Source organism: Streptomyces sp., from assembly GCF_031178505.1.
Taxonomy (GTDB): domain Bacteria; phylum Actinomycetota; class Actinomycetes; order Streptomycetales; family Streptomycetaceae; genus Streptomyces; species Streptomyces gulbargensis.
This window is the reverse complement of the sequence record NZ_JAPSIW010000151.1, coordinates 1-11524: the sequence shown is the minus strand read 5'-3', so window position 1 is coordinate 11524 and position 11524 is coordinate 1. Positions and strand designations below refer to the sequence as shown.

Annotated in this window: 10 protein-coding genes; 7 read left to right on the top strand and 3 right to left on the bottom strand. The window is 76.1% G+C overall.

Translation table 11 applies throughout. From position 1 onward, the window contains the following. Positions 1-77: 77 nt before the first annotated feature. Positions 78-806: a VIT1/CCC1 transporter family protein gene (locus RIF68_RS13335; RefSeq protein ID WP_309051431.1), complete on the bottom strand. Its 729-nt coding sequence runs from the start codon at positions 804-806 to the stop codon at positions 78-80. 284 nt (positions 807-1090) lie between these two features. Between RIF68_RS13335 and RIF68_RS13330 the strand changes: the two genes are divergently transcribed. The 7 genes from RIF68_RS13330 (at position 1091) to RIF68_RS13300 (ending at position 9420) form a co-directional block, all read left to right on the top strand. Then, on the top strand, positions 1091-2086 hold the full coding sequence (locus RIF68_RS13330) for an ADP-ribosylglycohydrolase family protein (protein ID WP_309051430.1): 996 nt from the start codon (positions 1091-1093) through the stop codon (positions 2084-2086). A gap of 449 nt (positions 2087-2535) precedes the next feature. After that, positions 2536-3744, top strand: coding sequence for an ADP-ribosylglycohydrolase family protein (locus tag RIF68_RS13325; RefSeq protein WP_309051433.1), 1209 nt, complete (start codon positions 2536-2538; stop codon positions 3742-3744). Then, positions 3725-4876, top strand: a complete 1152-nt coding sequence (locus RIF68_RS13320) for an ADP-ribosylglycohydrolase family protein (protein ID WP_309051429.1) — start codon at positions 3725-3727, stop codon at positions 4874-4876. The genes RIF68_RS13325 and RIF68_RS13320 overlap by 20 nt, the downstream gene beginning before the upstream one ends. A gap of 182 nt (positions 4877-5058) precedes the next feature. Then, positions 5059-6411 (top strand): ADP-ribosylglycohydrolase family protein, encoded by a 1353-nt coding sequence (locus tag RIF68_RS13315; protein ID WP_309051432.1) that lies wholly within the window; start codon positions 5059-5061, stop codon positions 6409-6411. After that, positions 6408-7328: a ribokinase gene (gene rbsK / locus RIF68_RS13310; protein ID WP_309051428.1), complete on the top strand. Its 921-nt coding sequence runs from the start codon at positions 6408-6410 to the stop codon at positions 7326-7328. The genes RIF68_RS13315 and rbsK overlap by 4 nt, the downstream gene beginning before the upstream one ends. After that, positions 7325-8557 (top strand): CoA transferase, encoded by a 1233-nt coding sequence (locus RIF68_RS13305; RefSeq protein WP_309051427.1) that lies wholly within the window; start codon positions 7325-7327, stop codon positions 8555-8557. The genes rbsK and RIF68_RS13305 overlap by 4 nt, the downstream gene beginning before the upstream one ends. Next, positions 8554-9420, top strand: coding sequence for an aldolase/citrate lyase family protein (locus RIF68_RS13300; protein ID WP_309051426.1), 867 nt, complete (start codon positions 8554-8556; stop codon positions 9418-9420). The genes RIF68_RS13305 and RIF68_RS13300 overlap by 4 nt, the downstream gene beginning before the upstream one ends. Positions 9421-9488: 68 nt before the next feature. Here RIF68_RS13300 and lgt read toward each other — a convergent pair whose 3' ends face one another. Continuing rightward, positions 9489-10466, bottom strand: coding sequence for a prolipoprotein diacylglyceryl transferase (lgt, locus tag RIF68_RS13295; protein WP_309051425.1), 978 nt, complete (start codon positions 10464-10466; stop codon positions 9489-9491). 81 nt (positions 10467-10547) lie between these two features. Further along, positions 10548-11369 carry a thioredoxin domain-containing protein gene (locus RIF68_RS13290; RefSeq protein WP_309051424.1) on the bottom strand — a complete coding sequence of 274 codons (822 nt, stop codon included), beginning with the start codon at positions 11367-11369 and terminating at the stop codon, positions 10548-10550. Between the last annotated feature and the right edge of the window lie 155 nt (positions 11370-11524).

Here is an 11524-nt window from a genome sequence, read left to right as displayed (position 1 = left end):
TCGGCGGTGTGTCCCCCCGGGGGGGGGCACCCCCCGCGCGATGCCGAACGAGAGGGGGCGGCACGGCCCCCGCGGAGCTAGAGCGCCGCCCCGAAGAGCATGCCCAGGCCGTACGTGACGGCGGCCGCGGCCCCGCCGAGCACGAGCTGGCGCAGTCCGCTGAACCACCAGCTGCGGGCGGTGACCCGGGCCACGAGCGCCCCGCAGGCGAAGAGGCCGAGGAGGGCGAGGAGCACGGCCGGCCAGAGCGCGGTCGCGCCGAGCAGGTAGGGCAGCACGGGCAGCAGCGCCCCGAGCGCGAAGGAGCCGAAGGACGACACGGCGGCCACCGCCGGCGACGGCAGGTCGTCGGGGTCGATGCCGAGCTCCTCGCGGGCGTGGATCTCCAGTGCCTGCTCGGGGTCCTTCGACAGCTGCATCGCGACCTCGCGGGCGAGGGCGGGCTCGACGCCGCGCGAGACGTAGAGCGCGGCGAGCTCCTCCATCTCGTCCACCGGGTGCTTGCGCAGCTGACGGCGCTCCACGTCGAGTTCGGCCTGCACGAGTTCGCGCTGGGAGGCCACGGAGGTGTACTCGCCCGCCGCCATGGAGAACGCGCCCGCCGCGAGGCCGGCGAGGCCGGTGATCACGATGGTCTGCGACGAGACCGCGCCGCCGGCCACGCCGGTCATCAGGGCGAGGTTGGACACGAGTCCGTCCATGGCCCCGAAGACCGCCGGACGCAGCCAACCGCCGTTCACGTCGCGGTGGGTGTGGTTGTCGCGGTGGGCCTCGTGCAGTGGTGCCTGGGCTTCGATGATGGACATGGTTCTCCCCTCGGTTCCGGCGGGCCGGGTCGCACCCGCCGCCCCCAACACCCTCGAAAATACGCGCGATGTAAGGGGCGCGCCAGCAAGGCAGGCCGTACTTAGTAAGGGGTGCCTCACCCGGTGAGCCGTCTTCTGGCGAGGCGTCAGGCGGGTGACAGAGACGTTTCTGCGGCGGGTTCGCGGCCCGGGGTGGCAGAGATCCAAGGATCGGGACGCCACCGGAGTCCGGATCCAGGGATCGGGACACCACCGGAGTCCCACCACCGAGGAAGGGGCGCGAGATGGTGACCACGGCATGCGACACGCGCGAGAGGGCGCGGGGGGCGCTCCTCGGGCTCGCCGTCGGCGACGCGCTCGGCGCGCCCGCCGAGAACCTGCGGCCCTCCGAGATCCGCCGCCGCTGGGGCCGTGTCGAGGGGTTCGTGACGGACCGGCCGGCCGGGACCGACGACACCGAGTACGCCATCTTCTCGGCGCTGCTCCTCGCCCGGCACGGTTCCGCCCTCACCGTGCGGCACGTGGAGGAGGCCTGGCACCACTGGATCGCCGACCTCGACGAGGGCCCCTTCCGCGGGGCCGGGTTCTCCGAGCGCGGCACCCTGGAGAATCTCCGCCGGGGACTCGCCGCGCCCATCTCCGCCCAGCACCGGCACGCCTGGAGCGACGGACTCGCCATGCGGGCCGCGCCCTTCGGCGTCTTCGCGGCGGGCCGCCCGGAGGAGGCGGCCCGGCTCGTCGCCATCGACGGCAGCGTGAGCCACGAGGGCGAGGGCATCTACGGGGGCCAGGCCGTCGCGGCGGGCGTCGCGGCGGCGATGACGGGCGCGGGCGTGACCCCGGTGATCGCGGCGGCCCTTTCGGTGATCCCCATGGACTCCTGGACCGCCCGCTCGCTGCGGCGCGCGGTCGTCGCCGCGCAGCGCGTCCAGCCGGACCCGGCCGTCCGTGAGCGCCAGGTCCGCTCGGCGGTGGTCATCGGCGGCTACCCGTGGACGGACCTCGCCCCGGAGGCGGTGGGGCTCGCCTTCGGCGCCTTCGCGGCGGCTCGCGGCGACTTCCGTACGGCGGTCCTGACGGCCGTCAACATGGGCCGCGACGCCGACACGACGGCGGCCCTGGCGGGCGCCCTGGCCGGCGCGTCGGGCGGCCTGCGCGGCATTCCCGAGGAATGGGCCTCGGCCATCGGCCCGGTGACGGGCAGCTGCCTCCCCTCGATGCGCGGCCGCCACGTCCTGGAGACCGCGGACCTGCTGATCCCGGAGGAGCCCCCCAGATGACCACGCACCCGACGCCCCCCGCGCCGCCGGCCACCACCGCCCCGGGCGCAGCCCCGCGCCCGAACGGCCCGCTCCCGGCCACCACCGCCCCGGACGCAGGCGCCGCCGACACCCCGACCCCGGCCTCCACCGCCCTGGACACCCGCGCCCCGCACCCCGACACCCCCACCCCCACCGCTGCGGGCGCCCGCCAACCGGGCCCGGGGACCCCGGCGCCGGCAACCACCGCTGCGGGCGCCCGCCCCCCGGGCCCGGGCGCCCCCACCCCCGCCGCCACCGCTGTGGGCACGCGTCCCGCGGGGCGGGACGGGTGGGCACAGCCCCCGGTGCCGGGCACCGGCTCCCTCCCCGGCGCCCAGGAGCACCCGGCGGCGCCCCCGGAGCGGACCGCGCGGAACGGGACCCCGGGCAGGACGGCCCGCCGGGCGACCCGGCACCCGGCCACCCCCGTGCGTACCGCGCAGAACCCCACCCGGGACCCGGCCGCCCCCGGCCACCGCCCGGTCCCGCCGCTCTCCCGGCACGGGAGGATCGAGGGCCTGCTCCTCGGCATCGCGGCGGGCGACGCCGCCGGCTGGCCCGCCGCCCGCCACCGCGCCGCCCGGATGCCGGAGTGGACCCGCCGCCTCACCCGCGAGCTCGACACCTTCGCGGAGCAGAACGCGACGACCACCCTCCCCGTCCCCCTCGCCCTCAACCAGCCGCCCGAACCCCTCCGTCTCGGCCCCTCCGACGACGCCGAATGGGCGGTCTTCACCGCCGAGTCGGTCCTCGCCGCCGCCGGCCCGGCCTTCGCCGCGCTCCCCCCGGAGCGCCGGCTCCGGGCCGCCGTCGACCGGGCGTGGAACGCCCTCGCGGCCCAGGTCTCCGCCGCCGCGGCCCGCGCCCCGGAGGTCGAGTCCGCCGTCCTCCCGCTGCGCGCCCGGATCTCGGTCCGGGCGGGTCTCGGCAACCTCGCCACCGGTCTGCGCCCGCCCGCGACCGGCCACGACAACCCGCACTACTTCGACGACGCCGCCTGTGTCCGCGCCGCCGTCCTCGCCTCCGCCCATCCGGGCGATCCGCGCGCCGCCGCCGCGCTGGCCGAGTTCGACGCCCGCTACACCCAGGACGGCGACGGCGTGCACGGCGCCCGGGCGACGGCGGCGGCCGTGGCGGCCGCGCTCGGCGGGGCGGCGGCGGACGAGGCCGTCGCGGCGGCCCTCGCGGAGCTGCCCCACGCCACGGAGATCGGCCGCAACGCCCGGCACGCCCTGGCCCTCGCGGCGACCGCCGACTCGGCCTTCTCGCTGGTCCCGCTCCTGGAGCACCAGATCGTGGACCACGTCTACAGCTACGGCATCGCCGCCGCCGAGACCGTCCCCGTCGCGCTGGCCCTGGCGACCGCCGCACGGGGCGAGATGGCGGCCGCCGTCCCGGCCGCCGCCTGCCTGTCCCGGGTCGCGGACTCGGCCCCGGCGCTCGTGGGCGCCCTCACCGGCGCGCTGGGCGGCGGCCGTTCGGTGCCGGCGACCTGGCGGGAGGCCTGCCGGACGCTGGCGGGCTGCGCGCTGCCGCGCCTGGCGGGGGCGGACCTGGTGGAACTCGCCGGACTGCTGGGAGCCACGGAACCGGCCCTCCCAGGGGGACAATTCCGACATGACACCCACACTGGATGACCGGATCACCGGCAGTCTCCTCGGCGCCGCCGTCGGCGACGCGCTCGGTGGCCCCGTCGAGGGGTACACCCCCGCCCAGATCCTGGAACGCCACGGCGGGCGCGTCACGGGCATCGTCGGTCCGTGGCACGGCGACGAGTGGCGCACCGCCCGGCCCGTCGCCCCGTACCACAAGGGCGACGGACACGTCACCGACGACACCTTGATGACCCATGCCCTGATCCGCGTCTACGCGAAGGTCCGCGACCATCTCGACGCGTACGCGGTCGCGGACCATCTCGTCCCCGAACTCATGGGCACACCCGTCTGGATCCCGGAGCTGGAGGCCGAGGCGCTCCCCCTCCAGCGGATCTTCCTCGCCGAGAAGTGGATCGTCGCCCGTCTCCACTACGGCCACGCCGACCCGCGCGAGGCGGGCACCGGAAACATCGTCAACTGCGGTGCCGCGATGTACATGGCGCCGGTCGGCCTGGTCAACGCCGCCCACCCGGCCGCCGCGTACGCCGAGGCCCTGGACGTGGCCGGCGCGCACCAGTCCTCGTACGGCCGCGAGGCGGCGGGCGTCTTCGCGGCGGCGGTCGCGGCGGCCTGCGCGCCGGGCGCCACGCCCCGTACCGTCGTGGAGTCGGCGCTGTCGCTCGCGAAGGACGGCACCAGGGCGGCGATCGAGGCGGTCGCCGAGGTCGCGGACCGCCACCGGGACTTCGAGTCGGCACTCGCTGCGCTGCGGGCGGCGGTCGCTCCCTTCGACTCGGTGGGCCCCGACTACCGCTCCCCCTCGCTCGGCGCCCGCCGCCCCTCCCGGCTGCACGCGATCGAGGAGCTGCCGATCGCCCTCGGCATGCTCCTGGTCGGGGAGGGCGACTACCGCCGTACGGTGCTCGGCGCGGTCAACTACGGCCGTGACTGCGACTCGATCGCCACGATGGCGGGGGCGATCGCGGGCGCCCTGCACGGTGAGCCGGCCGTGCCCGCCGACTGGGCGAAGGAGGTGGCGGAGGCGAGCCGCCTCGATCTGCACGCCCCGGCGGCGGCCCTGGCGGCCGTGGCCCATGAGGTCTTCGCCCGCGACCTGGCCCGCCGCCGCGCGCACGAGGCGGCGTACGCGGAGCTGACGGGCGCCCAGCGGTGACCACCCCGCCCCCCGGAGCACCCGCCGCCCCACCGGGACCGGCCACCCCCGGCACTGCCCCCGGAGCCCCGGCCACCGGCCCCGGTACCGGCGTCCACCGCCGCGCGCCCGCGGACACCGCCCCCGCCGGTACGCTCCCGGGCGCGGGCTCGGCGGCGACGGCGGCCGAGCCGCCGGCTCTCCTGCGCCTGACGTGGGTGCAGCCGGAGGACCTCGTGGGGCACGAGCTGCGGCAGGCGGCCGAGGACGGGCGGGACGTCCGGGTGTTCGCCGCGCGCTGGGCCGCGGCCGGTGGTGGGCCCGCGCCCGCCACCGCCGGCGCCTCGCCCGTCCCCCGGCCGCACCTGCGCGCGCCGGCCGGGGAACTGCTCGACGCCCTGGCCGCGCTGCCCTCCCCGCTCGCCGCCGACGAACCCGACCGCCTCGACGCGATCCTGCCGGTCCGCCCCGCCGGCCGCACCGCCACCGCGGCCGGCCCCGGCCTCCGGGCACGGCTGCACGCGGCCTGGCTCGGCCGGGCCGCCGGGTGCCTGCTCGGCAAGCCCGTCGAGAAGCTGCCACTGGCGGCCCTCCGTGCCCTGGCCCGCGCCGGCGGCAACTGGCCGCTCGACGGATGGTTCACGGCCCGCGGCGTCCCCGCCGCACTCCTCGCCGCGCACCCCTGGAACCGCCGCTCCGCCGGCACGTCCCTCGCCGAGAACGTCGACGGGATGCCCGAGGACGACGACCTCAACTACCCCCTGCTCAACCTGCTGCTCCTCCAGCGGTACGGCCGGGGGTTCACCACCGCCGATGTCGCCCGCCTCTGGCTGGACGAACTGCCCGCCGGCCGCGCCTTCACGGCCGAGCGGATCGCCTACCGCAACCTCCTCGACGGCATCGAACCCCCGCTGACCGCCGTCCACCGCAACCCCTTCCGCGAGTGGATCGGCGCCCAGATCCGGGCCGACGTGCACGGCTGGACCCACCCCGGCGCCCCGGAGGCCGCCGCCGCGCAGGCGTACCGGGACGCGGTGCTCACCCACACCGCCAACGGCGTGTACGGCGCGATGTTCGTCGCCGGCACCGTGGCCGCCGCCGCCTCCGGCACGGCCGACGTGCACCAGGCCCTCGCCGCCGGACTGGGCGTGGTCCCGCCGCGGTCCCGCCTGGCCCGCGCGGTCCGCCTCGGTATCGCGACGGCCCGCGCCACCGCCTGCTTCGACACGGTCGTCGACCAGTTGCACGCCACTCTCGGCGGGTACCACTGGGTGCATGCCGTCCCGAACGCCGCCCTGCTCGCCGCCGCGCTCACCCACGCCGACGGCGACTTCTCGCGCTCGATCTGCGCGGCGGTCTCCGGCGGCTGGGACACCGACTCCAACGGCGCGACCGCCGGCTCCGTCGCCGGTCTGCTGGCCGGACACCCCGACCGGCTGCCCGCCCGCTGGACCTCCCCCCTCAAGAACCGGCTCTCGACCTCGGTCGCGGGCTTCGACGGCATCGGCTTCGACGCCCTGGCCGAACTGACCCACCTGGAGGCAGTACGCCCATGACCAGCATCGTCGTACTCGGCAGCACCAACATGGACCTCGTCGCGTACGTCCCGAGGGCCCCGGCCCGCGGCGAGACCGTCACCGGCCGCGCGTTCCGTACGATCCCCGGCGGCAAGGGCGCCAACCAGGCCGTCGCCGCCGCCCGGGCGGGCGCCGAGGTCGCGATGATCGGGGCGGTCGGCGCGGACGACTTCGGGGCCCGTCTCCGGGCCAATCTGGAGCACTGCGCGGTCGACACCGACCTGTTGCGCACCACCGGCGGCCCCTCGGGCACCGCCCACATCGTCGTGGACGACGAGGGCGGCAACGCGATCGTCGTCGTCCCCGGGGCCAACGCCACCGTCACCTCCCTCACCCACGGCGACGAGGCGCTGATCGGCACCGCCGACGCCCTGCTGCTCCAGCTCGAACTGCCCCTCTCCGTCGTCGCGGAGGGCGCGAGCACCGCCCGCCGGCTCGGTGTCCGCACCGTCCTCACCCCCTCCCCCGCCCAGGCCCTGCCCCCCGAACTCCTCGCGACGACCGACCTGTTGGTCCCCAACGAGCACGAGGCCACCGCGCTCACCGGTCTCTCCGACCCCGTCGCCGCCGCCCGGGCCCTGCTGCGGGACGTGCCCGAGGTGGTCGTCACCCTCGGCGCCTCGGGCTGTCTCTACGCGGCGCGCGGCACCGAGCCCGTCACCGTGCCCGCCCCGCGGGTCCGGGCCGTGGACACCACCGCCGCCGGTGACACCTTCGTCGGCGCCCTCGCGGTCGCCCTCGGCGAGGGCCGTCCCGTCCCGGAGGCGCTGGCGTGGAGCCAGGCCGCCGCCGCGCTCTCCGTCCAGCGCGAGGGCGCGTCGACGTCGATGCCGTACCGGGCGGAGATCGAGGCGGCGTTCCTCTCCCCCGACTCCCTGGAGGCCGACCCCGTATGACCGCCGCCACGCCCTCCCCCGCCCCCGCTCCTCCGCCCACCCCGCGCGCCCCCCTGCACGGGCTGCGCGTCCTCGACCTCGCGACCCTCTTCGCCGGGCCGCTCGCGGCCACGATGCTGGGCGACTTCGGCGCCGACGTCGTCAAGGTCGAGCACCCGCGCACGCCCGACCCCTCCCGGGGCCACGGACCCGCCAAGGACGGGGTGGGCCTGTGGTGGAAGGTCCTCGGCCGCAACAAACGGACGATCACCCTCGATCTGTCGAGTCCCGGCGGCCGGGACACGCTGCTGCGGCTCGCCGCCGACGCCGACGTGATCGTGGAGAACTTCCGGCCCGGCACGCTGGAACGCTGGGGCCTGGGCTGGGAGGAGCTCTCCGCCGCCAATCCCCGGCTGGTCCTCGCCCGGGTCACCGGCTTCGGCCAGTTCGGCCCGTACGCCCACCGCCCCGGCTTCGGCACCCTCGCCGAGGCGATGAGCGGCTTCGCCGCCATCACCGGCGAGCCCGACGGCCCGCCCACCCTGCCCCCCTTCGGCCTGGCCGACTCGATCGCCGCCCTCGCCACCGCGTACGCGGTGATGACCGCGCTCACCGCCAGGACGGCGACCGGGCGCGGCCAGGTCGTCGACATGGCGATCATCGAACCGATGCTCTCCGTCATCGGGCCCCACTCCCTCTGGTACGACCAGCTCGGGTACGTCCAGCCCCGGACCGGCAACCGCTCCCGCAACAACGCCCCGCGCAACACCTACCGGACCGCCGACGGCTCCTGGGTCGCCGTCTCGACCTCCGCCCGGTCCATCGCCGAACGGGTGCTGCGCCTGGTCGGCCGGCCCGAACTGGTCGACGAACCCTGGTTTGCCGACGGCACGGGCCGGGCCGCGCACGCGGACGAGCTGGACGAGGCGGTCGGCGCCTGGATCGCCCGCCGCACCCGGGACGAGGCCCTGGCGGCCTTCGAGAAGGCGGAGGCCGCCATCGCGCCCGTCCACGACGTGCGGGACGTCGTGGAGGACCCGCAGTACCGGGCGCTCGGCACCTTCACCGAGGTCGAGGATCCCGAACTGGGCACGATCCGCATGCAGAACGTCCTCTTCCGGCTGTCCGAGACCCCCGGCGCGATCCGCTGGCCGGGCCGCCCCCACGGCGCGGACACCGCCGACGTCCTCGCCGAACTCGGCCTCACCCCTGCCGAGATCGGCGCCCTGCGCGACCAGGGAGCGGTATGAGCGGTACGGTCCGCACCCCCTGCGCGGGCCACGCCGCGGACCCGGGCGGGACGGTGACGGACCGCGCCCGCACGCCGCTGACCTGGCTGTACGCCCCCGGTGACCGGCCCGCCGTGGTGGCCAAGGCCCTGGCCTCCGGCGCCGACGTGGTGATCGTGGACCTGGAGGACGCGGTGGCCCCGCACCGCAAGGCGTACGCCCTGGACGCCACGGCGGATCTGCTCGCCGACGTCCCTCCCGTACCGGTCCATGTCCGCGTCCACTCCCCGCACGACATCTCCACGCTGGCCTCCCTCCCCGGCCTCGGCGGTCTTCGTCTTCCCAAGGTGACACACGCCACTGACATCCACCGGATCGCGGAGCTCGCCCCCGGAGTCCCGCTCCACGCGCTCCTGGAGAGCGCCCTGGCCGTGGAGCACGCCCACGCCATCGCCTCCGCGCATCCCGCCGTCCACGGCGTGGCCCTCGGCGAGGCGGACCTCCGCGCCGACCTGGGCGTACGGGAGGACCGTGGACTCGACTGGTCGCGCGGCCGTCTCGTGGTCGCCGCCCGCGCGGCCGGCCTGCCGCCGCCGGTGCAGTCGGTCCACCCGGACATCGGTGACCTGGCGGGCCTCGCCGCCGGCTGCGCCCGGGGCCGCGCCCTGGGTTTCCTCGGCCGGGCGGCGATCCACCCGCGTCAGCTGCCGGTGATCGAGCGGGCCTACCTGCCCACCCCGGACGAGGTCGACGCGGCGCGGGAGGTCGTCGAGGCCGCGGCCGCCGAGCACGGGGCGCAGGCCCTGGCGGACGGCCGTTTCGTGGACGCGGCCGTGGTGGCGGTCGCCCGCCGGGTCCTCGCACTGGCCGCCCGCACGGCCTGAGCCCTGGGACCGGGACGGCAAAAGGCCGCCGGGACCTGTCGGTCCCGGCGGCCCTCAGCCACGGCGGATCAGCTCTTGGCCGCCGATCCGGCGCCCTCGGCACCCTTGCCGGCGCCCTCGGGGGCATCCTTCCCGGTGTCCCCGGAAGCCGCGTCCGGCGCGCCGTCCTCCTGGTCCTGCTCCCGCTCCCCGTCCTCCGCGCCGGCCGCCCCCTCGGCGGCGGCCTTGGCGGCGGCCCTGGGCTCCACGACCTCCTCGCGTCCGGGGCGGACCCGGGCCGAGACGACCATGTACACCACGGCCAGCACGAAGACGACGATCGCGGTCCACACGTTCAGGCGCAGACCGAGCACGTGGTGCGCCTCGTCCACCCGCATGTACTCGATCCAGCCCCGGCCGGCGCAGTACGCGGCGACGTACAGGGCGAAGGCCCGTCCGTGGCCGAGCCGGAAGCGGCGGTCGGCCCAGACGACCAGGAGCGCCACGCCGACGCACCACAGCGACTCGTACAGGAAGGTGGGGTGGTAGAGACCGGCCTCGCGGTTGGCGCTCTCGGTGATCTTCAGCGCCCACGGCAGGTCGGTCCGCCGGCCGTACAGCTCCTGGTTGAACCAGTTGCCCCAGCGGCCGATGGCCTGGGCGAGGGCGATGCCGGGGGCGATGGCGTCGGCGTACGCGGGGAGCGGGATGCCCCGCCGGCGGCAGCCGATCCAGGCGCCCACCGCGCCGAGCGCGATGGCGCCCCAGATGCCGAGGCCGCCCTCCCAGATCTTGAAGGCGTCGACCCAGTTCTCACCCTCGCTGAAGTACAGCTGGTAGTCGGTGATCACGTGGTAGAGGCGTCCGCCGACGAGGCCGAAGGGCACCGCCCAGACGGCGATGTCGGCCACGGTGCCGGCGGTGCCGCCCCGGGCGATCCAGCGCTTGTTGCCGTACCAGACGGCGACGAAGACACCGATGATGATGCAGAAGGCATAGCCGCGCAGCGGGATCGGTCCGAGGTTGATCACGCCGGTCGACGGGCTGGGAATGTAGGCAAGGTCCATGGCAGCACCGACGCTACCCTGCCGGGCGGGCGGGACGGCAGCCCACCCGGCAACGTCTGCGTAACTAACCGGCCGAAAAGGTCAGCCGGCCGGCGGGGAGGCCGTGCCCGGCTTCTTGCCCTTGTTGGCCTCGGCGACCCACTTCTTCAGGTTCTCCTTGGAGATCTGCTCGCTCCCCTTGGTCGGGAAGATCGCCTCTCCGTTGAGGAGGACGGAGGGGGTGCCGCGGAAGCTGCCCTTCTTGAAGGCGTCGTGGGACGCGGCCACCCAGCCGTCGTGCGTGCCGTTCTCGACGCAGGAGCGGAAGTCGGGCGTGTCGAGCCCGGGCACCTTGGCCGCCAGCTCGATCAGCTTGGAGTTCTTGGCGAAGGCGTCGTCGGGCTCCGGCGGCTGGTTGATGTAGAGCGTGTCGTGGTACGGGGTGAACTTCCCGGCGTCCTGGGCGCAGGCCGCCGCGTTCGCCGCGCGCAGGGAGCCGCTGCCGCCCATGTTGCCGTCGATGAGGGTGGCGAGGTGGTACTCGGTCTTGAGCGCTCCGGAGGCCTCCAGCTCGTGGATGGTGTCCCGGAAGGCGTTCTCGAAGGCGGCGCAGGCCGGGCAGCGGAAGTCCTCCCAGATCGCGAGGGTGGAGGGGGCGTCCGGCCGGCCCGTGACGATGGCCGGTTTCTCGCCGCCGAGGGCGCCGCTGGGGGCGACGACGGGGCCCGCCTTGTCGGAGCCGCCGTCCTTGTCCCCGCCGGCGGCGATCACACCGACGACCGCGGCGAGGCCCAGGACGCCGACCACCGCCGCGGACACGATCAGGACGCGCCGCTGCTTCTCGCGCGCCTGCTCTCGTTCGCGCTGCTCCTTGAGGCGCTCGCGCGCACTCCCGTTCCTACCGTCAGGGTTCTTCTCGCTCACGCCCCACGCAACGAACCGGGGAGGCACAACCGCGCCTCCCCGGTCCGAGTTCCACCCGAACGGGTTACGAATCCCGGCGGACGCCCCGCGCGAGTTCGCCCGCCAGTTCCCTTACGGCGGTGAGGCCGGCGGCCTCGTCGCCCGCGGCGTCGAGG